Source organism: Sanguibacter sp. Z1732, assembly GCF_051020515.1.
In the GTDB taxonomy this organism is placed as follows: domain Bacteria; phylum Actinomycetota; class Actinomycetes; order Actinomycetales; family Beutenbergiaceae; genus CALKWS01.
In genome coordinates, this window is the sequence record NZ_CP194857.1 from 1798878 (window position 1) to 1824296 (window position 25419).

Consider the following 25419-nt stretch of genomic DNA (forward strand, 5'->3'; position numbering starts at 1 on the left):
CCACCGGTGGCACGCCGAGCGGTGGCGCATAGGGTGGTAGGGCTCGGCCGGATGGTCGCCCTACGTCGTCTTCCACTCCCCACCATGGAGACCCCTGTGATCGATGCCGTCCTGTACGGGGCTGTCGTCTTCCTGGTGATCAACGTGCTCGTCTCACTGGTCCGGGTGGTGCGCGGGCCGGCCGACCACGACCGGCTGCTGGCCCTGCTGTTGATGGGCACCACCGCCACCGCCGTGCTGGCGGTGCTTGCCCACGTGATGGTGGTGGCGGCACTGCGCGATGCTGCGCTGGCCCTGGTGGCACTGGCCGCCCTGGTGGTGTTGGCCCGGGTCCGAACCCTGCGGGCGCGCCGATGATCCTGGACGTGGTCTCGGTGGTGCTGGCTGTGGCCGGGTGCGCCTTCTTCGGGGCCGGCACGGTGGGTCTGCTGCGCTTCCCGGACCTGAACAACCGGCTGCACGCCCTGGTCAAGGCCGACAACCTGGGCCTCGGGCTGGTGCTGGCGGCCCTGGCGCTGCAGTCGAGTGTGGCGGTCGCGGTGAAGCTCGTGCTGATCTGGCTGCTCGCCCTCCTTGCCGCGGCCACCAGTTCCTACCTGCTCGCCGACCGGTCCGAGGTCGCCGCGGTATCGGCGATGACCGAGGCATCCGAGGCCGACGACGACGGCGCTGCGCCGGATGATGACCTGGTCGGTCGTGATGAGGAGGCCGGCAGCAGCGGCCGCGGGCCGCGGACGCGCTGATGGAAGCGGTGGGAGCCTTCGACGTCGTGCTGGCCGTGGGCCTGTTCGCGGTTGCCGGCTACGCGCTGTTCGGCCGTTCGCGGGTGCATGCCGCGGCGATGTTCCTGGTGTTCGGTGTGCTCCTGGCGGTCTCGTGGGCCTGGCTGCACGCACCGGACGTGGCGATCGCCGAGGCGGTGCTCGGTGCCGGGGTGACGGGCGTGCTGGTCATGAACGCGGTGACCGCCACCCCCGAACCGCCGCGAGCCCTGGCCGGTGCCGGCCACCGCCCGGGCCCCTGGTACGGCCTGCTCGGCGGGGCACTTGCGCGGTGCTGGCGATGGCCCTGCTCGGTGCGGTGTGGCAGTGGCAGACCGTCACCGGCCCGGGCGCGGTGGCCCGGGGGGAGATGGCGGCAACCGGGGTGTCGCATCCGGTGACGGCGGTGCTGTTGAACTTCCGCAGTTACGACACCCTGCTGGAGATCGGGGTGCTGGCCGCGGCCGCGCTGGGTGCCCTGGCCCTGGCGCCGGGTGGGCGGCTGTTGCCCGAGCCCGTGCCGGACACCGGACCGATGGGGGCGATGGTGCGGGTCGTGGTGCCGGTCCTGGTCCTGCTCCTCGGTTGGCTGCTGGTGGCGGGGTCCACCCGTCCCGGAGGAGCCTTCCAGGCCGGCGCACTGCTCACCGGCGCGGTGCTGATGATCTACCTGGCCGGCCTCGGCCCGCGGCGCTCGATGGAGCGGTGGGTGCGCCCGGTGCTCCTGGCCGGCCTGGCGGCGTTTCTGCTGCTGGCGGCCGTGAGCGTGGCGCTGGCCGGGGGCTGGCTGGTGCTGGGGGAGCGCTGGGCCGGCGGGGTGATCCTCGGCCTGGAGGCGATCTTGATGCTCAGTATCGGGGCCACCCTGGCGGTGCTGCTGGTGCTGATGGACCGGATCAACGCCGCGGCTGGTGATCGGGTGTGATGCGCTCCGATGTGTTCGTGATCCTGGCGGTCGCCCTGGCTGTGCTGGGCATCGTGCGACTGCTCACCACCACCGACCTGGTTCGCCGGGTGATCGCCCTGAACATCGCCAGTGGTGGTGTGCTGATGGTGTTGGTGGCGCTCGCCGCACGCACCGACCCGCCCGACACGGTTCCGCACGCGCTGGTACTGACCGGCATCGTCATCACCGTCTCGGTGACCGGGCTGGCGCTGGTGCTCATCCGCCGGATCGAGGCGCCGGGGGGCGCATCCAGCCGGGGGCCGGACGGCGCGGCCGAGCCGGACGAGGCGCCGGGGGCATCTCGGGAACTGCCCTCCGGGTCCGGTCGCTCCGAGGCGCCCGGGGGTGAGTGCTGATGGGCGGCCTGCTGCCCGCTCTGGTGCTGGCCCCGCTCGCCGGTGCGGTGGTCCTGGCGCTGGTGCGGCCCCGGTGGCGGCCCTGGCTCACCGTGACCCTCGGGCTGGGCCTCACCGCGATGGTGGTGGCGGTGGTCCTCGACGTCGCTTCCGGGGCGGAGGTGCAGTACCGGATGGCCGGGTGGCGTGCGCCGTTGGGGATCGAGCTGCGGGTGGACGCGCTCAGCGCCCTGATGCTGGCGATGACGGCCGTGGTGAGCGTGTTGGTGCTGCTGTACGCCACCGGGACATCGCGGGTGCGCGGCAGCGAGGCGTTCTGGCCCCTGGTGGCGATGCTGTGGTCCGGGCTGAACGCCGTGTACGTCACCGCGCACCTGTTCAACGCCTACGTGGCGCTGGAACTGATGGGCCTGTCCGCGGTGGCACTGGTGGTACTCGGTGGGCGTTCGGCGTGGCGCCCCGGCCTTCGGTACCTGTTCGTGGCGGTGCTGGGTCGCTGGCCTACCTGTTCGGTGTGGCGCTGGTCTATGCACAGACCGGCACGCTGGACATGGCCGGGGCCGGGCAGGTGCTGACCGCCGGCGCCACCGCGTCGGTGGCCCTGGTGCTGATCACCGCGGGGATGGCGCTGAAGACCGCGCTGTTCCCGGCGCACACCTGGTTACCCTCAGCCCACGCAGCAGCCCCGTCAGCGGTGAGTCCGCTGTTGTCTGCGTTGGTCATCAAGGCCTCGCTGTACCTGCTCATCCGGGTCTGGTACGTGGTGTTCGACGCCGCCGCCCCGCCGTTGGCGGGCTTGCCGACCGTGCTCGGCGTGCTGGGCTGCGTCGCGGTGGTGTGGGGCAACGTGGTGGCCTTGCGGCAGGACCGGCTGAAGTCGGTGGTGGCCTACTCCACCGTGGCCCAGGTCGGGTACTTCTTCCTGTTGTTCGCCTACCTCGCCCCGTCCCTGGGCGCGCCGGCGGGCAGCCCGGCAGCACTTGCCGCTCAGGCGGCCTGGGTGGGGGTGCTGCTGATGGTGCTGTCCCACGCACTGGCCAAGGCGGCGATGTTCATGGCCGCCGGGGTGCTCGCCCTGGCCCACCGCGGGGATGACCTGGACGGTCTGGTCGGTGCGGTCAACCGGATGCCCGGGACGGTGCTGGCCTTCGCTGTCTCCGGGGTGGTCCTGGCCGGGATGCCCCCCACGCTGGGGTTCGCCGGCAAGTGGCAACTGCTCCAGGCCTCACTCCAGGGAGGGCAGTGGTGGTGGCTGGCGGCGCTGCTCGGGGGCGGGCTGCTCACCTTCGCCTACACCGCCCGGGTGGTGCGAGCCACCTTCGATGAACCCGGGTCGGCCGGCCGCCAGCAGCCGGTGGCGGTGCCGGCCCGGATGCCGGCGATCGCGCTGCTCCTCGCGGTCGTGGCGGTGGGGACCGGGCTGCTGGCGGTGCCGCTGGCGGAGTTTCTCGCCCCGGCGCTGCCCATCGGGGGGATCCCGTGAACGAGACCGTCACCCAGGCCAGCTGGATTCCGCTGGCGATCCTGCTCACCTCGCTGCTGCCGGGGTTGGTGATCTTCGGGCTGCGCGAGCACCAGGTGCGCTGGCGCACCACACTGAACCTGGCCGGTGCGATCATCAAGGTCGGGTTGGTGATCGCGCTGGTGCCCCCGGTGACCTCCGGGCTGCGCCTGGAGTACCGCCAGCAACTGCTGCCCGGGGTGGACCTGGTGCTGATTACCGATCCGCTGGCGCTGCTGTTCGTGGGCCTGTCCACCCTCCTGTGGCTGCTCACCACGATCTATGCGATCGGGTATCTGGAGACTTCCGCGAACCGGTCCCGGTTCTTCGGTTTCTTCAGCCTGTGCGTGACCGCCACGGTGGGGATCGCGCTCTCGGGGAACCTGGTCACCTTCCTGCTCTTCTTCGAGGTCCTCACCCTGGTCACCTACCCCCTGGTGGCCCATCGGGGCACCAAGGCGGCCCTGCGCGGAGCGCGCACCTACCTGGCCTACACCGTCACCGGCGGGATCGTGCTGCTGGGCGGGGTGGCCTGGCTGACGGCGGTGGCCGGGCCGGTGGAGTTCCGCTCCCGGGGTGCCGAGGAGGTCATCGAACTCGCAGCCGCCGATCCCGGCACGGCGGTGGGGATCTTCGCGGTGCTGATCGCCGGGCTGGCGGTCAAGGCGGCGCTGGTGCCGGTGCACGGCTGGCTACCGATCGCGATGGTCGCCCCGGCGCCGGTCAGTGCGCTGCTGCACGCGGTGGCCGTGGTCAAGGCGGGCGTGTTCGGGATCATCCGGGTGGTCCACGACGTGTTCGGGGTGCACCTGGCCTCCGACCTGGGCGTGCTGACGCCGCTGGCGGTACTGGCCGGGGTCACCATCGTGTACGGCTCGGTGCGTGCGCTCGCCCAGGACGAGTTGAAGGCCCGGCTGGCCTATTCCACCGTCAGCCAGGTCTCCTACATCACCCTGGGCGCCACCCTGCTCGCGGTCACCGCCACCACCGGGGGCATCGCGCACCTGGTGCACCAGGGACTGATGAAGGTCAGCCTGTTCTTCTGCGCCGGCCTGTTCGCCGAGGTGCTGGGGCTGACGAGAGTGAGCCAACTGGCCGGGGTGGGCCGCCGGATGCCGGTGTCCTCGGCGTCCTTCACCGTGGCCGCGCTGGGCATGATCGGTATCCCGCCGATGGCCGGGTTCGTGTCCAAGTGGTACCTCGGAGTGGGCGCCCTGGAGGCCGGGCAGCCGTGGGTGCTGGGCGTGCTGGCCGCCTCCACCCTGCTCAACGCCGCCTACTTCCTGCCCATCATCTACGTCCTGTGGTTCAAGGACCCGGACGAGGGCGCCGCCTGGCAGGGTGCGGATACCCACCAGCGCCACGGGGTGGAGGCCCCGCTGCCGCTCCTGGTTCCGGCGCTGCTGACGGCCGTCTTCGCCCTTGCCGTGGGGGTGCTGGCCGGTCTCGGCTACTCGCCACTGTCGCTGGCGGAACTCGTCGCGGTCAGGAGCTACTCATGACCGCGCTCTGGATCGGCACCGCAGCGCTGCCGCTACTGGTGGCGCTGGGACTCGCGATGGCCGGGCTGCTCCCGGACCACCTGGCCGAGAAGTCTCGCCTGTTGCTGACCTCCCTGGCGCCGGTCACCGTGCTCCCGGCAGCATGGCTGGGGTCGACCGCCCCGGACGGGGTCGAGGTGGCGATGGACTGGCTCCTGGTGGGCACCACGTTCCGGATCGACGACGTGGGCCGGCCCCTCCTGGTGCTGGCGGCGGTGTTGTACGGGCTGGCCCTGGTCATGGTGGCCCGTTCCGATCTGCCCAGGCCATCGGCGCTGAGTGGCTTGCTGCTGCTGTGCTTCGTGGCCAACGCCGGGGTGTTCGTCGCCGCGGACGTGGTCACCCTGTATCTGTGTTTCACCGTGATGAGCCTGGTGGGATATGCCCTGGTGATCCACGACCGCACCGCCGATGCGCGGCGCTCCGGCCGGATCTACCTGTTCCTGGCCGTCCTCGGGGAGGCGGCGGTGCTGGTGGCCGCGATGCTGGTGGTGCGCGCCGGTGGTCTGGAACTGGCGGTGACGGCCGAACGGGTGGCCGCATCGGGGCACACCGGTCTGATCGTGGCGCTGCTCTGGCTCGGGTTCGGCATCAAGGTCGGTGTGGTGCCCCTGCACGTGTGGCTGCCGCTGGCGCACCCGGCGGCACCCACACCGGCCAGCGCGGTGCTGTCCGGGGCGATGATCACCGGCGGGCTCGCCGGGTGGTTGCGGATGCTGCCCCTGGGCGAGGTTGCGATGCCCACCTGGGGCCTGGTGTTCGTGGTGGGCGGCCTGGCCGGGGCCTACCTGGCGGTGCTGCTGGGCGTGATGCAGGCCAAGACCAAGGCGGTGCTGGCCTACTCCTCGATCAGTCAGATGGGGATGCTCTCGGCGCTGGTGGGGGCCGCCCTGATCGACCCGGACGGCGCACCGGTGCTCGTGGCCGCGGCCGTGCTCTACGCCCTGCACCACGGGATCATCAAGGCCGCCCTCTTCTTCGGGGTGGGCCTGTGGGGAGCCCACGGCGCCGGTTCGGGCCGGGTGGTGGTGATCGCCGGATTCGCGGTGGCCGGACTCTCCCTGGCCGGGTTGCCCTGGACCAGCGGCTACCTGGCCAAGTACTCGGCCAAGGAAGCCGCCGACGGCGTGCTGGTGGCCGGCCTCGACGTCGCCTCGGCACTGGTGCTGGTGGGCATGGGGTCCACGGTGCTGCTGGCCCGGGCGGTGTGGCTGCTGGGGCACAGCCGGGCCGGCTCGCGTGGGGTGGACATCATGCTGCTGGGCTGGGTGGGACTCATCGGCGCCTCGATCCCGTTGGTGCTGTGGACCGCAGCGGGCGGGGGCGAGGTGTCGGTGCCGGGATGGTGGGACCTGGGCACCTGGTGGGCCCAGGGCTGGCCGGTGCTGGCCGGTGTGGGTGCTGCGGCGCTGGCACTGCGCCTGTCCGGGACGCGGGCGCTGCCGGACTGGCTCGCCCACCCCGACGGCCGGGCGGTGCCACCGGGGGACCTGGTGGTCGCCGAGGAGTGGCTGGCGAGCATGATCCGTCAGGGTGTGCAGGCCCTCAGCCGGTCGATCGCTCGGGGTCGCGACGTCATCGCCGTGGGCACCCGGCGGGTGCCCGCACCGGCTCGCTGGTTCAACCTGGGGGAACAGCACCTGGCCACGTGGCGGGCCTCGGGACTGACGTTCCTGGGCATGGCCGGGGTCTTCGTCATCCTGGCCTGGTGGGGGGCATGATGGGCAACCGGGTACCCCCGTTCCGTTGGTGGCATCGTGCCGCCTCACTGGTGCGCAGGATGGCGGTCTTCGCCCTGTTGTGGTGGGTCCTGACCGAAGGCGACATGACCACCTGGGCCTACGGCGCCGTCGTCGTCCCGATCGCGGTCGCGACCAGCCTGGCGCTGGCGCCCTACCGGGGTCCCCGGCCCGGCGCCGGCCGGCTGCGGCGCACCTGGGCGCTGGTGCGGCTGACCGGGTGGTTCCTGCGCCGCTCCCTGCACGGTGGGCTGGACGTGGCCCGCAGGTCGCTGACGCCGCGGCCGGACCTGGACCCGGGCTATGTCCGATGCCCGATGCGACTGCCGCCGGGGGCGGGCCGCGTGGCGGTGGCGAGCCTGATGAACCTGATGCCCGGGTCGTTGTCGGTGCATATCGGCGCCGACGAGTTGGTGCTGCACGTACTGGATGCGGACCTGCCGGTGCCGGCCACGGTGGCCGAACTGGAGGAGCAGATCGCCGTGGTCGCGGCGCTGTCATTGGCGCCGGCGGGCCGCGGTTAGGGTCCGGACGCCGGGGCCACCTCGGCCATCTCCCGGTTCACCAGGCGCTGCACGACCTGGGTGAGCACCCTCAACCCGACCACCAGGTCCGCATCGGAGGTGAATTCCCGCTCACAGTGGGACACCCCGTCCACCGAGGGCACGAACAGCATGACCGAGGGGGTGATCCTGTTCATCGCGACCGAATCGTGTCCGGCCATGGTGGCCAGCAGCATCGACTCCACACCCTCGTCGCTCGCGGACTTGGCGCCCAGGTCCACGCCTTCGGCCGGGAAGCGCTGCACCGGGCGGATGTCGAAGTCCTCGGCGCTGATCTCCACATTCCGGCGCCGGGCCAGGTCAGCCATCCGCTCGAGCAACAACGCCCGGGCTCGCGCCACGTGCGCGGGGTCGTCGGCGCGGATGTCCAGCACCAGGTCCACCTGGCGGGGCACCACGATCGGGGAGTTGGGTCGCACGTCGAACTTGCCCACCGACGTCACGATGGATCCCGAGGGAAACTCGCCGGTGACCTGCTCCGCCTCCAGCACCACGTGCGCGGCCGCCACCAGGGCGTCGCGCCGGTCGGACATCGCGGTGGCGCCGGTGTGGGACTGCTCGCCGAGCACCCGGACCAGGAGCTTCTGGGTGTACCAGCTCTCCTGCACCACACCGATGGGGATGCCGGACTGTTCCAGGCGCCGTCCCTGCTCGATGTGTATCTCGGCGTAGGCGCCCGCCGGGATCGTCACCGCTTCACCTCGGTAGCCGATTGCGCCGATCGCCTCGGCGACGGTGACGCCCTGGGGGTCGGTGGTGGCCAGCGCCCGATCCAGATCCAACAGACCGGCGAAGACCGAACTGCCCATGATGGAGGGTGCGAACCGGGCCCCCTCCTCGTTGAACCAGTCCACCACGGCGAGGTTCAGGCCGGGGCTGATCCCGTCGCGTGTGGCCGCCCGGGCCACCGCGTGAGCGGCGTGCAACGCCGCGATCACTCCATAGGTGCCGTCGAAGCGCCCACCCAGGGGCTGGCTGTCCAGGTGGGACCCGACCAGCAGGTACGGCGCGCCCGGGTCCCAGGACCACAACGCGAAGACGTTGCCGATCTGGTCGACCCGGATCTCGAACCCCAGGTCTGTGGCCCGGGAGCAGAACCAGTCCCGGACCGCACCGTGCTCCCTCGTGCCCGCCTGCCGGTCGATCCCGCCGGCCACGGTCGCGCCGAAGGTGGTGCTGTGACGGAAATCGGCGAGGAAGGCGGGCACGTCGAGCTGGTGCGTGGCGTTCTGTACCTGGTCGATGGTCATCGTCCGCTTCCGGGCCGGCCGGCCGATCCGCCGCCCGGCTCGGTGAAGGGCCACCGACGGGAGTCATCCGGGAGGGTGTCGGCGAACTCCTCCGGGTCCGGCTCGTTGAACCGCTCCCGGTCGAAGTCATCCCTGCGCCGGCTCAGTTTGAGCAGGAGGCGCGAATCGCGGGGCTTGGTGAACAAGCTCACCCCGACGAAGACGACGATGTTCAGCAGCAACGACAGCAGTCCGCCACCACCGACGGAGAAGGGTCCGGGGATCGTGGCCGGGAGCGCGGTGAAGACGACCAGGCTGATCACGCCCACCAGCAGGCCCGCGGTGGCGCCGGCCACGCTCGCCCGCCGCCAGAACAACGCCCCGACGGTGGGGACCACAACCTGAGCCAGGCCGGCGAAGGCGACCAGCCCGATCGTGACCAGGAGGCCGGGGACGTACAGGGCCATGATGTAGGCCATCGCGGAGAAGCCCAGGATCGCCCAACGCCCTACCCACACACGCTTGTGTTCGGGCAGGTTCTTCTGGAAGTACCTCTCGTGGAAGTCGATGGTGTAACTGGCGCCGAGGGCATGTACCTGGGAGTTCGCAGTGGACATCGCCGCCCCTGCCCCGGCGGCGATCACCACGACGGCGAGCACCAGGGGCGCGTAGTCGAGCAGCATCACCGCCAACACCTGGTCGGGTTCGTCGACGTCGGGCTGGACCACGGCCGCGGTGTTGCCGATCAGCATCGAACCGATGTAGGCGATCGCCATCAACCCCACCAGGAACGGCATCAGGTCGAACAGCCGGGAACTCCTCGTGGCATACATCCGAGTCCACATCTGCGGGCCCATCAGCGCACCCAGTGGGGTGATGAGGAACATCGCGACCCACGTCATCCACTGTCCGTCGGCAAGGATCAGGTGCTCGGGCTGGACCTGCTGGATCTCATCGAACATGGTGCCCATTCCGCCGACCTCGCCGACCACGAAGATGCCGGCGGCGATCAGCCCCACGAAGATGGTCACCCCGTAGAAGATGTCCGTCCAGGCGATGGCCCGCACGCCCCCGGCCCACACGTAGATGATGATGACCAGGTAGAACAGCAACGCGCCGAGCCAGAAGGGCAGCGCGCCACCGGAGGCGACCTCCATCAGGTAGGCGCCCCCGGTGAGTTGGATCTGCAGGTGCGGCAGGGTGAAGATCACCAGGATCACCGCGACCAGGGTGGCCAGACGGGAGGAGCCGAACAGGTCGGCGAAGAAGTCCCGGGCGGTGACGTAGTTGCCGCGCTTGCCGTGGAACCAGACCCGCTTGCCGATCCAGTAGTACATCACCCCGAAGAAGATGTTCCAGACCAGGGCGGTCCAGTACAGCGGGCCGTCCAGATAGAAGCTGGCGTTGGAACCCAGGAACGCGAACGCGCTCCACCAGGTGGCGGTGACGGTGAAGAAGACCGCGATCGACCCCATGGACCGGCCCTGGACGAAGTAGTCACTGGCGGTGCCCGCGGACTTGGTCGCCGAGTACGCCCCGATGATCAGCGGCACCATGAGGAAGGCGGCGATCGCGCCGAGTCCGAGAATCTCTGCGTTGCTCACTGGTCCACCTCCGCCTCGAACCGCTCATCCGACGTGTGCGGGCGGGGGCGGCCCCAGTGCACCTTGTAGGCCCAGAACAGCACCACGCACAGGATCGCCCAGACAACCAGGTTGAAGCCATAGATGAATGGCATCCCCAGGATCCGCGGCTCGGCCACGTCGTGATACAGGAGAATCCCGGGGAACTGCAGCACGGCCAGCCCGGCAATGACCAACGACCAGATGGCGATCGTGGTCGGGGAGGATCTACGTTTCGACATCGAGCATCCTTTGCGTTGTCACGGAACGGATTCTGAGTGTGTCGGGGAACCTCAGGCGATACGGAGAGCGCAAGGACGTTCTGGAGCGTCTTCGATCGCGTCGGCCGAGGATAGCGCCCTGGGAAGCGGAGCGCTCGCGCAGGCGCGGCCCGCTGCAAGGTGCCGCGACCGCGATGCCGCTGCTCTCGGGGGAGCCCGGCGGCGACGAGTTAGGTGGGGCCGCGTGGGACCTGCCAGAATTCCGGCATGGAAGTTGTGATCAAGCCGGCCCAGGAGACGGCCCGTCTGGCGGCCGATGCCATCGTGGCCCTCATCGACGCCAAACCCGACGCCGTGCTCGGGTTGGCCACCGGATCCTCCCCGTTGGGGGTCTACGACGAGCTGGCGAAGCGACACCGCGCCGGGGAGGTCAGTTTCGCCGGGGTCAGTGCGTTCCTGCTCGATGAGTACGTGGGCCTGGCGCAGGATCACCCGCAGCGCTACCGCAACGTGATCCTGGCCGAACTGGTGGACAGGATCGATCTGGACCCGGCACGGGTCCATGGGCCGGATGGCCTGGCCCGGGACATCCCGTCGGCCTGCGCGCGCTACGAGCAGGCGATCGTCGACGCAGGCGGGGTGGACCTGCAACTGCTGGGCATCGGCACCGACGGCCACATCGGGTTCAACGAACCGGGATCCTCCCTGGCCTCGCGTACCAGGATCAAGACCCTGACCGGGCAGACCCGCGTCGACAACGCCCGGTTCTTCGACGACGACGTGGACCGGGTTCCGCACCACTGTCTCACCCAGGGCCTGGCGACCATCAGCGCGGCCCGGCACATCGTGTTGCTCGCCCAGGGTGGCGGCAAGGCCGAGGCTGTGCACCAGATGGTCGAGGGGCCGGTCAGTGCGATGTGGCCGGCCAGCATCCTGCAGCACCATCCACACGTGAGTGTGCTCCTGGATGAGGGCGCCGCCGCCCGGCTGCAACTGGGTGACTACTACCGCCGGGCGTTCCAGGCCAAACCGGAGTGGCAGGGCCTGTAGCCGGTCCCGGGCGCCCCGGACCACTCGGCGGGGCCATCCCGGCAGGTCGAGGCGTGCGGCGCAGCGCGGTGGACCGGGCCGTGGCACCATCGGGCCAGGCTATGAACCCGGGTTCCTACCCTCCCAGGGATTGGGCGTGACGGGCTCGGGCAACCGCATCGCCTCGCGTGCCTTGGGGGTGCGGGTGCGCCACCACACCAGCGCGGTGGCCAGGACGCACATGGCCATCCCGACGAGCATGAACGGACCGCCCACGCCCGCCTCGCGATCGAACATCCCGTCGAAGTCCATCCCGAGCGCGGAGTTGAGGATCATGATGAAGGTGTTGTTGGCGGCGTGCACGATGATGGCCGCCTCCAACCCCTGGGTTCGCCAGGTCATGACGGTCAGCGCCACCGCGAAGACGACGTAGTAGACGTTCAGCCACATGTCCCCGGCGCCGTGGGCGATCGCGAACAGCACCGCCGAGATCAACGTGCCGATCACCAGCGCCACCCGCGGTGAGACGAACCAGCCCCCGACGGCGCGTTGCACCAGGCCGCGGAAACCCACCTCCTCACCGGCGGACTGCAGCGGTGTGGTGAGGATGGCAATGACGATGAAGGCAGCGTGGGTGGCGGTGAAGACCCCGGTCTCGGTGGGGAAGACCAACGGGTTCAGCGCCGTGTAGAGCAGGTAGGCCGGCAGCAGGACGGCGGCCAGCATGAGGAACAGCCGCCACCGGATCTTCCCGGCCACCGAGTGCAGGGACCCGGGGCGCACCCCGTACAACAGGCGCTGGATCCCCAGCGACAACGGCCACAGCGCGGCCAGGGACAGGTTGGTCACGAGCATGCCCAGCGGCGTGATCCGCAGCCCTGACATCAGGTCCTCACCGAGCAGGTTGACGTCGCTCTGGAGCAGGATCACCACGGTGGCGGGGATCTGCAGCAGCACGAACCCGACGCCGAACATGACGAGCGCGAGGATGCCGCGCCAGACGTTGCCGCCCTGGTCCCGGCGCAGCGCGTGGTGGTAGGCGCGCGGTGGCTGCGGCGCCTGTTGGTACCCCGGGTGGCCGGGTGCGGGTTGGTAGCCGGGGTAACCGGGCGCCTGTTGGTACCCCGGGTGGCCGGGTGCGGGTTGGTAGCCGGGGTAACCGGGCGCCTGTTGGTACCCCGGGTGGCCGGGTGCGGGTTGGTAGCCGGGGTAACCGGGCGCCTGTTGGTACCCCGGGTGGCCGGGTGCGGGTTGGTAGCCGGGGTGGCCGGGGGGCGTTTGTTGCTGGGTCGGCGTCGGGGCGTGCCCCGGTGCGGCACCGTAGGGCTCAGCCACGGGCGCGGCGTACGGATCGGTGCCGGTCCGCTGCGGGCCGGGAGGCGTCGTCGTCGGTGGTGCGTACGGATCGGCACCGGGGGCAGGGCTGCGCCCCGCTCCCTGCGGTTCGACCTGCGCTCCCCCCGTCGGGCCGGGTGGTGCAACAGAGCGCGGGGCGCCGTCCGGGCGTGCCCACGGTTGCCCGTGTTCCGGGTTCTCCTCGGTCGGGTGTCGCTGGCGTTGTTCATGACTCCACTTTGTCCTATCGCGGGCCCGGCGGGCCATGTGGGCTGCCATCGGCTCATGTGCGTCCGGGCCCGGTCCGGTCGTGACATCCGTCAGATTCGGTACGGTCCAGGCCTCAGGGTACGGTTCCGGCGCGAACTCGGCTCCGGCACGAGTTCGGCCTCGGCCCGCTCGCGCCGCGCGAGCCAGGATAAGGTGGGATCCAGCACCACCGGACCCGGTCGCATCGGATCGCGCCGGTGTGCGGCAGCGAGTGCAGAGGGTGGATTGATGGTTCAGGACGAGGACGCCGCGGCCCGCGAAGCCGTGCGCCGCCGGGTGCTGATCCGCTCGGTGATCGCGTGGTTCGTCCCGATGCTGGTGCTGGCGCTTGCGTTCTTGTTCTTCATGCTGCGTTGACGCGGGACCACCGCCGTCCTGGTGCGCCGCCATCGGCCGGCCGTGACGGATCCCGGGTGGGCGCCGGATCTTTTAGGCTGCCCCATCATGTCTGTGCCGCCGGATCCGTTTCCACCCTCGCCCCCGCCCGACGACGGACGCGGGCACGGCGTTGACCCGCACCTGGCACCGGACGAGCCACGGCGTCGACGGCCCCGGTGGGTCCCGATCGTGGCGGCGGTGGCCATCATCGCCCTGGTCCTGGGCGGGATCGCGGCGACCTTGAGTTACCTCGCCGCGGAGCGGGAGCGGCGCGACGCCGAGGAGCTGGAGCGCGAGCAGACCGAGGAGGCCGATCAGGCCGCCCGGGACTTCTTCGCCGCGGTCGAGGGACACGAGCAACACTGGAGCGCCGAGGCGGTGCAGGCCACCTACGGGGTGGAGGTGGCCGATGCGTTCTTCCGCCTCAACCTCGACGCGGCCGAACTGGCCGAGCCGGCCGCGGATCTGGCCCGGGCCTGCACCGACCAGGAGGAGGCATTCGCTGCCTTCTCCGGACTGGACGGATCCACCCGGCCCACCCTGGCGCAGGTGCCCGGATCGAGCCCCTCCTACCGCAGCGCGATATCGGCGGCGCGCAGTTCCGCGCGACTGGCCGAGGCGGAGCAGGAGTATCTGACCACAGGGCGGGACCTGTCCGAACAGCTGCTCCTCTACTGCATGGCGTGGTCGGAGGCGGTGACCGCCATGACCGCGGAGCAGTCCGATTACCACCGGCGCATGGAGGCGGTCCTGGTGCCCCAGGGGCAGACCCAGCGCGAGGCCGGCTGGACCGTGGAGTGCTCCGACCCGGACGGATGCCTGCCGGTGGTGCGCGCGGACCGGGAGGAGTACGCCGATGCCACGGTGGACTTCTACACCCGGATGCATCAGGTCCGCACGGCCCTGGCCACCGATCACTGCTTCGATGACTACGAAGCCGCGTGCGAGGCCGACCGGGCCCTGACGGGCGCGCAACTGGAGGGCGCCGAGACCGCGATGGACCTGCTGCGCGGATCCCTCGGCACCGGATCGGAGGCGCTGCCCGGCTACAACGACGCTTGCAGGCCTGGAACGATGAGGTGGAGGACCGGCGCGGGGAGTTGGCCCGGATCCTGACGGACATGGACACCGACGTGGCCCCGGAGGTCGCTCAGCATTTCGCCGCCCACCAGCATGTGGTGCTGGGTGGATGGCAGCGCACCATCGCCGAGTTGGCCGAGGCCACCCTGGAGCGCGACACCATCGACCGGGCCTGAGCGTCCGGGTCACCGGGCGCCTGCGCACGCCGGGGGGCCGGCGTCGAACGCCGACCGCCTCCGGCGCGGTGTCCACATGCTGATACCAGGCGGGGTGCTGTGGATACCCCTGCCCTCGCTGGCGCACGCTCGTCACCACGGCGGACCACCCGGTCCGCGCAGAGAGGTAGATGATGTCACTGATCCGTTCCCGCGCCGCCGGCGCAGCCCTGGTCCTCACGTCCGCCCTGGTGCTGTCCGCATGCGGGACCACGGCGAGTGGTGCGGGCGAGGACGGGGAACGCGACGGCGGCACCCTGGTGTTACCTGGAGCACCAGCCGCATGACACCCTGTACCCGCCGTCGGCCGGCTTCTATCCCAACGGTGGCATCGTCAACAACATCACCGACCGGCTGGTCTACCAGAACCCCGAGACGCTGGAGTTCGAGCCGTGGATCGCCACCGACTGGGAGATCAACGACGACGCCACCGAGTACACCTTCACCATCCGTGACGACGTCACCTTCTCCGACGGCACCCCGCTGACCGCCGAGGTGGTGGCGGCCAACTTCGACCTGTACGGCCACGGTGACCCCGAACGGGCGCTGATCGTCTCGGAGGCGGTGAACAACTACGAGCGCAGCGAGGTGATCGACGAGACCACCGTGCGGTTCCACTTCGACGCCCCGGCACCGGGTTTCCTCCAGGCCACCTCCACGATCAACTCCGGGCTGGTCTCGGCCGAGACACTCGAAGGGGCCTTCGAGGACTTCGCCCCCGGCAACTCCGCCGACGTGATCGGCACCGGGCCGTTCGTCATCACGATGAGTCGCTGGGCACCTCGCTGACACTGAGTGCCCGGGAGGACTACGACTGGGCGCCACCCTCGCTGCCCCATCAGGGCCGGGCACTGCTGGACGCGGTGCAGATCGAGGTCACCCCCGAGGACAGCGTGCGGGTGGGGTCGCTGCTGTCCGGGCAGGCCGATGTGGTGCGCTACGTCCAGGCCCAGGACGAGGCACAGGTGGAGGCCGCCGGCGTGGAGCTCCACGCCCCGCAGACCAACGGGGTGAACAACTCCCTCTCCATCCGCTTCACCCAGGAGACCCTGTCCGATATCCGGGTGCGCCAGGCCCTCATCGCCGGCACGAACCGGGCCGAGGTGGTCGAGACGATCTACACCGACCACTACCCCCTGGCCACCTCCACCCTCAGTTCCGGGGCCTCGGGATACCTGGACACCTCCGAGCACCTGGCCTACGACCCCCAGCGGGCCGTCGAACTCCTCGAGGAGGCCGGCTGGAGCGAGGGCCCGGACGGCATCCGCGTCAAGGATGGTGAGCCGCTGCGTCTGGTGGTCAACGAGGCCGCCCCGCAGCCGCGCTCCTTCGAGGCGCTGACCCTGATCAGCCAGCAGTGGCAGCAGATCGGGGTTGATCTGCAGATCCTGCGGGCCGACGCCGGCACCTACGCCGAGGCGATCCTGGACCCCGACCAGGTGCACCTGTTCCACTCCATGGTGGGCCGGGCGGACCTGGACGTGATCAAGTCCCAGTACCACAGCGAGAACCGGAACACGCTGCTGAACCGGGTCGGTGACGAGCCGGTGGCGGACGCCGAACTCGAGGACCTGCTCGAGGCCGTCGCCTCGGAGGCGGACCCGGACCAGCGCATCGCCAACACCGAGGCGGTCCAGACCTACCTGGCCGAGAACGCCTACGTGATCCCGCTGTTCGAGGAGCCCCAGGTCTACGGCGCCGGCACCCACGTGCGTGACTTCGGTTGGGAGTCGGTGGCACGGCCCAGCTGGTACCAGACCTGGCTGGATGAGTAGAGGGACCCAGGTGCCGTACTTCGCCGTCCGTCTCGGCCAGGCAGCCACCGTGCTGCTGGTGGCCTTCACCGCCGCGTTCCTGCTGCTGCAGGCTATGCCTGGGGACGCGTTGATGATCCGGTTCGAGAACCCCGAACTCGGGTTGTCCCCGGCCCAGATCGCCGACCTGCGCACCGCCTACGGCGCCGACACCCCGTTGCACCTGCAGTTCTGGCACTCCCTGTCCGGGGTTTTCCGGGGGGACCTGGGCTACTCCATCGAGTCGGGCACCGCCGTCAGCGCCATCCTGGCCGACGTGGTGCCCCGCACCCTGATGCTGGCCGGGTGGGGATTCGTGGTCGCCGCGAGCCTGGCCTTCTCCATCGCCTTCGCCGCCGGCCTGAGCAGGTTCGCCTGGCTGCGCTCCCTGCTGCGGGCCGCGCCGAGCCTGTTCGTGTCGGTGCCGGTGTTCTGGCTGGGCATCCTGCTCATCCAGATCTTCTCCTTCCGGCTCGGCTGGGTGCCGATCATCAACCCGGGCCCGGTGGCGGGCCTGGTGCTGCCGGTGCTGACCCTGGCGGTGCCGATCTCGGCGCCGCTGGCCCAGATCCTGATCCGCTCCATGGACGCCGTCAGCCTGCAACCGTTCGTGACCGTCACCCGCGCCAAGGGCGCCACCGAACTGTGGACCCAGTGGCACGCCGTGCTGCGCAACGCGGTGCTGCCCACGATGACCATGGCCGGGGTGCTCTTCGGTGAGTTGATCGCCGGCGCGGTGGTCACCGAGACGGTCTTCGCCCGGGCCGGTCTGGGCCGGGTCACCGAACAGGCGGTGCGTAACCAGGACATCCCGGTGCTGCAGGGCGTGGTGCTGCTGGCCGCGGCGGTGTTCGTGGTGATCAACCTGGGCGTGGACCTGCTCTACCCACGCGTCGATCCACGTCTGCGAGGAAAGGTGGCCGCGGCACGATGAGCAATCTGCAGGTCCTCGACTCACCCGCGCCGGCCGAACCCCCCGGGGCGCGCAGCCCGAGCCACTCACCACCACCGGCCCGCGCGGGCCGAAACGGCCCGGCAGGGACCGACGCCGACGAGGCAGCAAGCGCGCGTACATCCTGCCCGGGGCGGTGATCGTGCTGGTGGTGGCCTGGGCGGCGTTCCCCGGTCTGTTCGCCCCGGCGGACCCGATCGCCGGAAACGCGGCGGTGGCGTTGTCCCCGCCCAGCGCCGGGCACCTCTTCGGCACCGACGCCACCGGACGGGACGTGTTCAGCCGCGTGGTGCACGGGGCGATCCACTCCCTGTCCGGAGCGCTGCTGGCGGTGACCGTGGGGCTGATCGTCGGGTCGACGCTGGGCATCGTGGCCGGGTCGGCCCCACGGGTGCTCGACGACGTGATCATGCGCGTGGTGGATGTGCTGCTGGCCATCCCCTCCCTGCTGCTGTCCCTGAGCGTGATCATCCTGCTCGGCTTCGGCACCCTGCAGGCCGCCCTTGCGGTCGGGGTGGCCTCCATCGCCGCGTTCGCCCGGCTGGCCCGCTCCGAGGTGGTGCGGGTGCGCCGCAGCGACTACGTCGAGGCGGCCTTCGGCTCGGGCGCCACGTTCTTCTCGGTGCTGTTGCGGCACGTGCTCCCCAACTCCACCACCGCGGTGCTGGCCCTGGCCGCGCTGCAGTTCGGCACCGCGATCCTGGCCATCTCCACTCTGGGCTTCCTCGGCTACGGTGCCCCGCCCCCCACCCCGGAGTGGGGCCTGATGGTGGCTGAGGGCCGTGACTACCTGGCCACCGCCTGGTGGCTGACCACGCTGCCGGGTCTGGTGGTGGTGGCGGTGGTGCTGTCGGCCAACCGCATCTCGGCCCTGATCGGACGGCACCAGTGAGTAGCCCGCTGCTGAGCGTGCGTGACCTGTCCGTGGTCTACCACGGCAGCGCCGGGCAGGTACCGGCCGTGCGGGAGGTCGCCTTCGACGTCGCCCCGGGCACCGCAGTGGCGCTGGTGGGCGAATCCGGCTCCGGCAAGACCACCACGATCCAGACCCTGCTGGGCCTGCTGCCCCCGGCCGGTGAACGCACCGGCGGGCGGGTGGACTTCGCCGGGGCCGACATCACCGGCTGGTCACCCAAGCAGCTGCGGGCGGCGCTGGGCACCCGGATCGGGTACGTGCCCCAGGACCCGAACAACTCCCTGAACCCGGTCCGCCGGGTGGGCGACAACCTGGCCGAGGTGCTGCGCATTCACAAGTGGGGCGACCGCAGGGCGATCCGGGCCCGGGTGGTGGAACTGCTGGACCGGGTGGGTATCCCCGAGCCGGATCTGCGGGCCCGCCAGTACCCGCACGAACTCTCCGGAGGGATGAAGCAACGCGTGCTGATCGCCAGCGCGATCGCGCTGGACCCGGAACTGATCGTGGCCGATGAGGCCACCAGCGCCCTGGACGTGACGGTGCAACACCGGGTGCTGGACCTGCTCGATGACCTGCGCGCGGAGTCCGGCACGGCGATCCTGCTGGTGACCCATGACCTGGCGGTCGCGGCGGACCGGGCCGACGACGTCGTCGTGCTCTCCGAGGGTGCGGTCCAGGAGTCCGGGCCCACCGCCTCGGTGCTGAGCCACCCCGAGCACCCCTACACCCGGCAACTGCTGCGTGATGCCCCGGCCTTCGCCGTCGAGGACGCCCCCGAGCCACCCGGTGGGCAGGAGGTGGTGCAGGTGCAGGACCTGGTCAAGGAGTTCACGCTCGGCCGGCGCCGCCCACCCTTTCGCGCGGTCGACCAGATCTCCTTCACCGTCACCAAAGGCAGCACCCATGCGCTGGTGGGGGAGTCCGGGTCCGGCAAGACCACCACGGCGCGACTGCTGTCGGGCTTCGCACAGCCCACGTCCGGCTCCATCAGCGTGGCCGGGCAGCGGGTCGACGGGCTGCGCGGGAAGGCGTGGCGGCAGATGCGCGCCACCACCCAGATGGTGTACCAGAACCCGTTCTCCTCCCTGGACCCACGCCAGGACGTCGAGACGATCCTGACCGAGCCCCTGCGCAACTTCGGGATCGGCGATCCCCAGCAGCGCCGGGCACGGGTGCGCGCGCAACTGGACCAGGTGGCGCTGGCCGGGTCCATGCTGGCCCGCCGTCCCGGGGAGCTCTCCGGAGGGCAGCGCCAGCGGGTGGCGATCGCCCGAGCCCTGGTGCTCGACCCCGAGGTGGTGGTGCTGGACGAGCCGGTCTCGGCGCTGGACGTGACGGTGCAGGCCCAGATCCTCCGGCTGCTGGCCGACCTCCAACGCGAACTCGGCGTGACGTATGTGTTCATTTCCCACGACCTGGCGGTGGTGCGCCGGCTGGCCCACACAGTCAGCGTGCTCCAGCACGGAAAGGTGGTGGAGTCCGGGCCGGTGCGCGAGGTGTTCACCAGTCCGCGCCAGGCCTACACCCAAGAGTTGATCGCGGCGATCCCCGGGCATAGACCGGTCGCGCCGCACCATGACGAGACGGTTAGGACGACACCATGACCGGGACGCACGCAGCGGAGCAGGCCGAGCCCGCGGGACCACCGGCCGGCAGCGGGGCAGCGGACCTGGTGGATCGCGTACTCGGGATCACACCCGGCGATGAGCTGGACCGCCTGCGGGCCGCCCGGGCGCAGGCTCGCGAGCACACGCAGCGCAGTTACCAGGTGCTCTTCGAGCCGGTCGATGTCACGGCCGTCAGTGTTATCGAGCGGTTCGCGGTGGCGGCCTTCACGGTCACGTTGCACCTGCGGACCGGTGCGCCCGGGGCGGTGCGGGCGCTCGCGGCTCACTACACCGGATCGTTGCAGCACCTCGAGCCCGGCCTGGCCGGGGCGGTGATCACCCGCGCGGAAGCCGCCCGCGCCCGCGGGCCCTACGGCGCCTACGCCGAGCCGGGCCTGGCGCAGGAGTCCACCACGGGGCCGGTGTACCGGATCGAGGCCGATCCGGCCGCGGACACCTCCGCCCGGGTCCGGGCGGGACTGGAACACGCCCACCTCACCTTCCGTCCGCGTGAGGCCGGTCCGGCTGATCTGCAGCGGCTGCTCGATGCCGGATGGTCCACCGACGGGATCGTCACCCTGTCCCAACTGATCTCGTTCCTGGCCTACCAGGTTCGGTTGGTTCATGGCTTGTCCTACCTCGGTGGCGCCGGCGGGTCCGGTGCGCCCGACCACGGTGGCGGGTTGGACGGCGTCACGGCCCCGCAGGGCGCTTCCGGTGCGACGAAGGGGGCGAAGGTGGACGCTGCGGACACAGCCGGGCACAGCGGCGGCGATCGTGTTCGCACCCATCCCGGCGGCACCGGACCGACCGCGTTCACCCGGGACCAACTCGGCTGGCTGCCCTGGTTGGCGCCGCTGACTGCCGACGACCTCACCGAGCGGCACCACCACGGCCTGGTCGACGCCGCACGTGCCAGGTCGGAGTACTTCATGCTGCTGGCCCGCGACCCCGAGGCCCTGGGCGCACGAACCCGCACGGACAAGGACATCTTCCACAACACCGACGGCGGCGGACTGCCCCGCGCCGAGCGGGAACTGGCCGCCACCGTCGCCTCCCGGGTGAACGGGTGCGTCTTCTGCGCGTCCGTGCACGCCCGGTTCGCCGCCCACTACGGCAAGGACGTCGACGCGGTGCAGCGGCTCCTGGACGAGGGGACCGACGCCGACCTGGGGCCACGCTGGAATGTGCTCACCGCGGCAGCCGCCGCCCTGACCCGAACCCCGGCCGACTTCGGCGGCGTGCACCTGGAGTCGCTGCGCGCCGCAGGGCTGATCGATGCCGAGATCGTCGATCTGGTCTCCGCCACGGCGTTCTTCAACTGGGCGAACCGGTTGATGCTGTCGCTGGGCCAGCCGGCACTGCCGGCCTGAGCCGGAACGAGCGGGCCGTGATACTGAGCACGCGGGTTTGAGGCACACCCGCCGATCCGGGTACGCTGAACCGCCGAGGTAGCGTGTCCGAGCGGCCGAAGGTGCGGCACTCGAAATGCCGTGTGGTTCATAGCCACCGTGGGTTCAAATCCCACCGCTACCGCCGACGGAGCGCCGGCTCCCGGACCTGCGGAAACGCAAGTCTGGGAGCCGGGACTCGCCCGGTTACTCGATGGCCTCGAGCACCGCCGGCCCACCACCGAGGACGACGACGGACCTCGGCTCGTTCGCTGCGACCCCTATCGCAGGTGTCCGGTCGCCGGTCGCCGGTCGGGGAGGCCAACCTGGCCAGGGCGAGTGCGCCGAGCAGGAGCCCGAGGTCCCGCAGTGCGATGAAGCCTGCGCGGAGTAGGAGGAGGGCCTGGTGTGCGCCGGCCGTGGTACCTGCGGGTGGGTGCGCTCGCCGAGCCCACGCGGCGAGCGCTGTACCTGTATGTGGCGGCCCAGCCCGATGCCGTCGGGCGGGAGCAGGCCGCCGCCAGCGTCGGGGTTCCGGCGCACATCGCGAAGTTCCACCTCGACCGGCTGGTGCACGAGGGCTTGCTCGACGTCGAGTACCGCCGCCTGACCGGGCGGAGCGGGCCGGGTGCGGGACGGCCGGCCAAGCTCTACCGGCGCTCGGACCGGGAGTTCTCGGTCTCGCTGCCCGCACGGCGGTATGACCTCGCCGGTGAGATCCTCGCCGCCGCGGTGCACCGGTCGATGCGCGACGGGACGCCGGTGGCGGAGGCGGTGCGTGAGGTGGCCCGGGAGACCGGGCGGCAGATGGCCGGTGAGGTCGCCACGGGCGGTGACGACCTCGAGCGGACATCGCGCGTCCTCGCCCGGCACGGCTACGAGCCGCGCGCGTCCACGCGTGAGATCTGCCTGGCCAACTGCCCCTTCGACCGCCTCGCCACCCAGCACGCCGAACTGGTCTGCGGGATGAACCTCGACCTGATCGGCGGAGTGGTCGACGGGCTCGGTGCCCACCTCACCCCCGAACTCGCACCCCGACCCGGATTCTGTTGCGTCCGGGTGCGCGGCTGAGCCGAACAGCCACCGCCGCGGGCGTCGACATCGATCGAGATGCCGGCACAGGGTGACGGGAGTGCGGACGCCGGCGGTCGGTCGTGCTGCCGGCCTAGTGCGCAGGACTGCCGACCGTGGTCGGTGTGCCGTTCTCGATCGGTGTGGAGTCCTCGATGCCCGTGCTGTGGTCGGTCGGCCCGCCGGAGGCGGACGTGGCGCCATCTGCCGCTGCGTGCGGTTCGGCGACCGCGACGGCCGGGTAGCCGGTGGTGACGATCGCGAACGCCTCATCGAGGAGGCGTGGGAGCTCTCCGTCGGGGAACCCTCGGCGCGACCAGATCGCCAGGGAGGCCGAGAGGGCGGCGCCGGCAGCGGATGAGACCAGCCACGGATAGAGGTCCGTGGTCGGGTCGGTCCCGGTGCGGGCGGCGATCCTTGACCGAAGCACGTCCTCCAACTCGGCCTGCTCGGCCACCCGGAAGGGCCGGAGCGAGGGGTTGTCCCGCTCGAGATCCGCCGTCTGGGCTGCCTTCTGCAGGTTCTCCGGGTGCTGTCGGGCGTAGGCGCTGACGATGTCCCACAACGCCGCCAGCGGAGGGGTCTGGGAGTCCTCGCTGTCGAGCTCCTCGATCAGTTCGCTCAGGCCGTGGTTGCCGGCGGCCAGGACCGCCTCCTCCTTGGAGGAGAAGTAGTTGGAGACCGTCCGGGGCGAGACGAAGGCCTCCCGGGCGATCTCGTCGAGGGTCACGTTGGCGAGCCCCTTCTCCACCGTCAACTTCAGCGCGGCCGCAGCGATCGCCTCGCGCGTCATGCGCTTCTTGATCTCGCGCAGACTCAACTCTTCTTCCATCGTGCCCCTCCCATGAACGCCCCCGGTGTGAACGTCATGGTAACCCAGATCGCCCGGCACTCAAACGCCTGCCCGGATGTATGCGCACCACGTCGTTATGCGTGGAGCGCAATCTTACCTGACGACGCCGCTGCGCAGGATAGGACCTAAGTCCTAGGCATTGTGTCTCGGCTCACAAACTGCCGAATTGGGCGCGAGAACGTGGCAAGCATAGCGGACAGAAGGATGTGCGCCATCTCACGAAAATTACTGGACACGTAGACGTGCGTAGTCAGCAACTATCTGTGAGAGTGACTATCGGCACCCGCTTCCAGCAGGTACCGGGGGCTTGACCAAGGCCAGAGCGGCCAAAGATGCTAGAAAAGGGAAAGTTTCATGAGCCAACTCGCTGCATACGTTGCAACCATGGTCGCCGTCGTGGGCGACCGCTTCACCGACCGTAAGGACCGGGGCGCCACCGCCGTGGAGTACGGCCTGCTCGTCGGCCTCATCGCCGTCGTCATCATCGGAGCTGTCCTACTTCTTGGTGGGGAACTAGACCGTCTCTTCAGCGCAATCGCCGACCGGTTGACAACTGTCGGGGTCGAGTGAACCCGACGTCTCTAAGGTGCTGGGGCTGCCGGTGAGCGCTGACACGCGCCGCCGGCAGCACCGCCACATCTGAGCCGGCCTGATCCGACGGCCGGCCATAACCTCGGGGGAGGAGGCGACGTGCCACGAGCACAGTCGCGTGATCGCGGTGCGTCCGCGATCGAGTTCGCGCTCGTCGTCCCGCTGCTGTTCGCCCTCGTGCTGGGGATCATGGCCTTCGGGCAGGCCTACCACGTGCAGTCGGCGCTGTCCGGCGCCGCCCGGGACGCGGTCCGCATCGTGGCGCTCGATCAGGGCGACGCCCCGGCGAACGCCCGGGCGGCCGCGATCGCCTCGGCGTCACCCTCTGTCGCCCTGGATCCCAGCCACATCACGATCGATCCATCCTGCGAGGGCGCCGGGAGCTCGGGCCGCACCGCCACGGTGACCATTCGGTACCAGATGAACCTTCTGCTGTTCGGCGACATCGGCGGACCCATCACCCTCACCGGAAAGGGGACCATGCGATGCAACGGCTGAGGAACGACGACCGCGGGGCCACCACGGTCGTCGTGGCGCTGCTGATGGTCCCCCTGCTCGTTTTCGCCGCCCTCACCATCGACGTGGCGGCCATGCACACCGACCGCCAGCAACTGCAGACCGGCGCCGACGCTGCCGCCCTCGCGATCGCCCAGGACTGCGCCGGCGGCGACTGCGAACCCTCGGGCGCCACCGCCCAGACCATGGCCGCGGCGAACAAGAACGACGGCGAAGCCACCGGCGACGTGGCCGAGCTGGACCCGGCCGCCGGAAGGGTGACGGTCCGCACCGACGCCGTCCGCGAGCACTGGTTCGCCCCCATCATCGGCATCGACCAGACTTCGCTGCAGGCGCGGGCCAGCGCCCGCTGGGGCTATCCCACCGGCGGCTCGACGATCCTGCCGCTGGCGATCTACGTGTGCGAACTCACCGTGCAGACCGGCAGCACCGAGATCCGCGAGGACGGTGAGCTGGTCGGGATCGACCTGCCCGAGGCCACCCAGGAGCAGACGATCCAGTTCACCAAGGCCTCCAACACCGACTGCACCCCCAACTCCGGGAACGTGGTGCCCGGCGGCTTCGGGTGGCTGCGTCCCGGTACCAGCGGGTGCGGCAGCATCTCCACCGCGACCGGCGACTGGGTCAGAACCGACACGGGCAACAACTCGCCCTGTGAACAGGCGACCTTCCAGGACTGGCTCGGCGAACCCGTGCTGGTGCCCCTGTTCGACGACGCCAGGGACAACGGCAGCGGTGCCCAGTACCGCATCATCGGCTACGCCGCCTTCACCCTCACCGGGTACCGCTTCCCCGGCATGTCTCACAACGCGTCACAGTGCACCGGGGGCGACAACTGTATCCGCGGCACCTTCGGCCGCTTCGTCGACCTGAGCGACGACTTCGACTACAGCCCCGACGGCCCCCGGTTCGGTGTCGCCGTCGTGGCCCTGACCGAGTAAGG

29 protein-coding genes and 1 tRNA gene are annotated in these 25419 nt (G+C 70.5%); 25 read left to right on the top strand and 5 right to left on the bottom strand.

Annotated elements, in window-relative coordinates:
- The first annotated feature begins 84 nt into the window (after positions 1 to 84).
- From ACRRRO_RS09590 to ACRRRO_RS09635, 10 genes are read left to right on the top strand one after another with little or no spacing between them, the layout of a single operon-like run.
- Positions 85 to 357 carry a hypothetical protein gene (locus tag ACRRRO_RS09590; protein WP_424795293.1) on the top strand — a complete coding sequence of 91 codons (273 nt, stop codon included), beginning with the start codon at positions 85 to 87 and terminating at the stop codon, positions 355 to 357.
- The gene (locus tag ACRRRO_RS09595) at positions 354 to 743 is read left to right on the top strand and encodes a monovalent cation/H(+) antiporter subunit G (protein ID WP_424795292.1); all 390 of its coding nucleotides are present in this window, start codon (positions 354 to 356) and stop codon (positions 741 to 743) included. Before ACRRRO_RS09590 ends, ACRRRO_RS09595 begins: the two co-directional genes overlap by 4 nt.
- Positions 743 to 1162 (top strand): Na(+)/H(+) antiporter subunit B, encoded by a 420-nt coding sequence (locus ACRRRO_RS09600; RefSeq protein ID WP_434081445.1) that lies wholly within the window; start codon positions 743 to 745, stop codon positions 1160 to 1162. The genes ACRRRO_RS09595 and ACRRRO_RS09600 overlap by 1 nt, the downstream gene beginning before the upstream one ends.
- Positions 1063 to 1686 carry an MnhB domain-containing protein gene (locus tag ACRRRO_RS09605; protein ID WP_434081446.1) on the top strand — a complete coding sequence of 208 codons (624 nt, stop codon included), beginning with the start codon at positions 1063 to 1065 and terminating at the stop codon, positions 1684 to 1686. Before ACRRRO_RS09600 ends, ACRRRO_RS09605 begins: the two co-directional genes overlap by 100 nt.
- Complete coding sequence (locus ACRRRO_RS09610; protein WP_424795777.1) at positions 1686 to 2063, top strand: NADH-quinone oxidoreductase subunit K; 378 nt, start codon at positions 1686 to 1688, stop codon at positions 2061 to 2063. The genes ACRRRO_RS09605 and ACRRRO_RS09610 overlap by 1 nt, the downstream gene beginning before the upstream one ends.
- Positions 2063 to 2638 carry a hypothetical protein gene (locus ACRRRO_RS09615; RefSeq protein WP_434081447.1) on the top strand — a complete coding sequence of 192 codons (576 nt, stop codon included), beginning with the start codon at positions 2063 to 2065 and terminating at the stop codon, positions 2636 to 2638. The genes ACRRRO_RS09610 and ACRRRO_RS09615 overlap by 1 nt, the downstream gene beginning before the upstream one ends.
- Positions 2578 to 3546: a proton-conducting transporter transmembrane domain-containing protein gene (locus ACRRRO_RS09620; RefSeq protein WP_434081448.1), complete on the top strand. Its 969-nt coding sequence runs from the start codon at positions 2578 to 2580 to the stop codon at positions 3544 to 3546. The genes ACRRRO_RS09615 and ACRRRO_RS09620 overlap by 61 nt, the downstream gene beginning before the upstream one ends.
- Complete coding sequence (locus ACRRRO_RS09625) at positions 3543 to 5066, top strand: complex I subunit 5 family protein (RefSeq protein WP_424795289.1); 1524 nt, start codon at positions 3543 to 3545, stop codon at positions 5064 to 5066. The genes ACRRRO_RS09620 and ACRRRO_RS09625 overlap by 4 nt, the downstream gene beginning before the upstream one ends.
- Entirely contained in the window at positions 5063 to 6826 is a 1764-nt protein-coding gene (locus ACRRRO_RS09630) for a complex I subunit 5 family protein (RefSeq protein ID WP_424795288.1), read from the top strand. Before ACRRRO_RS09625 ends, ACRRRO_RS09630 begins: the two co-directional genes overlap by 4 nt.
- Positions 6823 to 7368 (top strand): Na+/H+ antiporter subunit E, encoded by a 546-nt coding sequence (locus ACRRRO_RS09635; protein ID WP_424795776.1) that lies wholly within the window; start codon positions 6823 to 6825, stop codon positions 7366 to 7368. The genes ACRRRO_RS09630 and ACRRRO_RS09635 overlap by 4 nt, the downstream gene beginning before the upstream one ends.
- Here ACRRRO_RS09635 and ACRRRO_RS09640 read toward each other — a convergent pair.
- The 3 genes from ACRRRO_RS09640 to ACRRRO_RS09650 are packed head-to-tail and all read right to left on the bottom strand — an operon-like array spanning position 7365 to position 10500.
- Complete coding sequence (locus tag ACRRRO_RS09640) at positions 7365 to 8657, bottom strand: M20 family metallo-hydrolase (protein ID WP_424795287.1); 1293 nt, start codon at positions 8655 to 8657, stop codon at positions 7365 to 7367. The two genes, ACRRRO_RS09635 and ACRRRO_RS09640, sit on opposite strands and share 4 nt — an antisense overlap.
- The gene (locus tag ACRRRO_RS09645) at positions 8654 to 10240 is read right to left on the bottom strand and encodes a sodium:solute symporter family protein (protein ID WP_424786837.1); all 1587 of its coding nucleotides are present in this window, start codon (positions 10238 to 10240) and stop codon (positions 8654 to 8656) included. Before ACRRRO_RS09645 ends, ACRRRO_RS09640 begins: the two co-directional genes overlap by 4 nt.
- A complete protein-coding gene (locus ACRRRO_RS09650; protein WP_424786836.1) occupies positions 10237 to 10500 on the bottom strand; it encodes a hypothetical protein in 264 nt (87 codons plus the stop codon). The genes ACRRRO_RS09645 and ACRRRO_RS09650 overlap by 4 nt, the downstream gene beginning before the upstream one ends.
- 246 nt (positions 10501 to 10746) lie before the next feature.
- On the opposite strand from ACRRRO_RS09650, the gene nagB reads away from it, so the two are divergent.
- On the top strand, positions 10747 to 11529 hold the full coding sequence (gene nagB, locus ACRRRO_RS09655) for a glucosamine-6-phosphate deaminase (protein ID WP_424795286.1): 783 nt from the start codon (positions 10747 to 10749) through the stop codon (positions 11527 to 11529).
- Positions 11530 to 11628: 99 nt separating this feature from the next.
- On the opposite strand, the gene ACRRRO_RS09660 is transcribed toward nagB, so the two are convergent.
- Positions 11629 to 12843 carry a CPBP family glutamic-type intramembrane protease gene (locus ACRRRO_RS09660; protein WP_434081449.1) on the bottom strand — a complete coding sequence of 405 codons (1215 nt, stop codon included), beginning with the start codon at positions 12841 to 12843 and terminating at the stop codon, positions 11629 to 11631.
- A gap of 498 nt (positions 12844 to 13341) precedes the next feature.
- Here ACRRRO_RS09660 and ACRRRO_RS09665 point away from each other — a divergent pair, with 498 nt between their 5' ends.
- The 11 genes from ACRRRO_RS09665 to ACRRRO_RS09715 all read left to right on the top strand — a co-directional run bounded on the left by ACRRRO_RS09665 (position 13342) and on the right by ACRRRO_RS09715 (position 22516).
- Positions 13342 to 13470: a hypothetical protein gene (locus ACRRRO_RS09665; protein WP_424786833.1), complete on the top strand. Its 129-nt coding sequence runs from the start codon at positions 13342 to 13344 to the stop codon at positions 13468 to 13470.
- An 87-nt stretch (positions 13471 to 13557) separates the two neighbouring features.
- Complete coding sequence (locus tag ACRRRO_RS09670) at positions 13558 to 14607, top strand: hypothetical protein (RefSeq protein WP_434081450.1); 1050 nt, start codon at positions 13558 to 13560, stop codon at positions 14605 to 14607.
- Positions 14608 to 14612: 5 nt separating this feature from the next.
- Entirely contained in the window at positions 14613 to 14747 is a 135-nt protein-coding gene (locus ACRRRO_RS09675) for a hypothetical protein (protein ID WP_434081451.1), read from the top strand.
- Positions 14748 to 15008: 261 nt separating this feature from the next.
- Positions 15009 to 15575 (top strand): ABC transporter substrate-binding protein, encoded by a 567-nt coding sequence (locus ACRRRO_RS09680; protein WP_434081452.1) that lies wholly within the window; start codon positions 15009 to 15011, stop codon positions 15573 to 15575.
- Positions 15576 to 15616: 41 nt separating this feature from the next.
- Entirely contained in the window at positions 15617 to 16561 is a 945-nt protein-coding gene (locus ACRRRO_RS09685; protein ID WP_434081576.1) for an ABC transporter substrate-binding protein, read from the top strand.
- Positions 16554 to 17513 carry an ABC transporter permease gene (locus ACRRRO_RS09690; RefSeq protein WP_424795282.1) on the top strand — a complete coding sequence of 320 codons (960 nt, stop codon included), beginning with the start codon at positions 16554 to 16556 and terminating at the stop codon, positions 17511 to 17513. The genes ACRRRO_RS09685 and ACRRRO_RS09690 overlap by 8 nt, the downstream gene beginning before the upstream one ends.
- Before the next feature lie 154 nt (positions 17514 to 17667).
- Positions 17668 to 18423 carry an ABC transporter permease gene (locus ACRRRO_RS09695; protein ID WP_434081453.1) on the top strand — a complete coding sequence of 252 codons (756 nt, stop codon included), beginning with the start codon at positions 17668 to 17670 and terminating at the stop codon, positions 18421 to 18423.
- Entirely contained in the window at positions 18420 to 20051 is a 1632-nt protein-coding gene (locus tag ACRRRO_RS09700; RefSeq protein WP_424795280.1) for a dipeptide ABC transporter ATP-binding protein, read from the top strand. Before ACRRRO_RS09695 ends, ACRRRO_RS09700 begins: the two co-directional genes overlap by 4 nt.
- Positions 20048 to 21427: an alkylhydroperoxidase domain protein gene (locus ACRRRO_RS09705; protein ID WP_434081454.1), complete on the top strand. Its 1380-nt coding sequence runs from the start codon at positions 20048 to 20050 to the stop codon at positions 21425 to 21427. Before ACRRRO_RS09700 ends, ACRRRO_RS09705 begins: the two co-directional genes overlap by 4 nt.
- Before the next feature lie 77 nt (positions 21428 to 21504).
- Positions 21505 to 21590: transfer RNA gene (locus tag ACRRRO_RS09710), tRNA-Ser, on the top strand.
- Between the two features lie 263 nt (positions 21591 to 21853).
- Positions 21854 to 22516 (top strand): helix-turn-helix transcriptional regulator, encoded by a 663-nt coding sequence (locus ACRRRO_RS09715; RefSeq protein WP_424795278.1) that lies wholly within the window; start codon positions 21854 to 21856, stop codon positions 22514 to 22516.
- A gap of 94 nt (positions 22517 to 22610) precedes the next feature.
- Here ACRRRO_RS09715 and ACRRRO_RS09720 read toward each other — a convergent pair whose 3' ends face one another.
- Entirely contained in the window at positions 22611 to 23348 is a 738-nt protein-coding gene (locus tag ACRRRO_RS09720) for a TetR/AcrR family transcriptional regulator (protein ID WP_424795277.1), read from the bottom strand.
- 375 nt (positions 23349 to 23723) lie between these two features.
- Between ACRRRO_RS09720 and ACRRRO_RS09725 the strand changes: the two genes are divergently transcribed.
- From ACRRRO_RS09725 to ACRRRO_RS09735, 3 genes are all read left to right on the top strand, one after another.
- On the top strand, positions 23724 to 23939 hold the full coding sequence (locus ACRRRO_RS09725; RefSeq protein WP_424795276.1) for a Flp family type IVb pilin: 216 nt from the start codon (positions 23724 to 23726) through the stop codon (positions 23937 to 23939).
- A 120-nt stretch (positions 23940 to 24059) separates the two neighbouring features.
- Positions 24060 to 24458: a TadE family protein gene (locus ACRRRO_RS09730; protein WP_424795275.1), complete on the top strand. Its 399-nt coding sequence runs from the start codon at positions 24060 to 24062 to the stop codon at positions 24456 to 24458.
- Positions 24446 to 25417: a TadE/TadG family type IV pilus assembly protein gene (locus ACRRRO_RS09735; RefSeq protein WP_424795274.1), complete on the top strand. Its 972-nt coding sequence runs from the start codon at positions 24446 to 24448 to the stop codon at positions 25415 to 25417. The genes ACRRRO_RS09730 and ACRRRO_RS09735 overlap by 13 nt, the downstream gene beginning before the upstream one ends.
- The last annotated feature ends 2 nt before the right edge of the window (positions 25418 to 25419 follow it).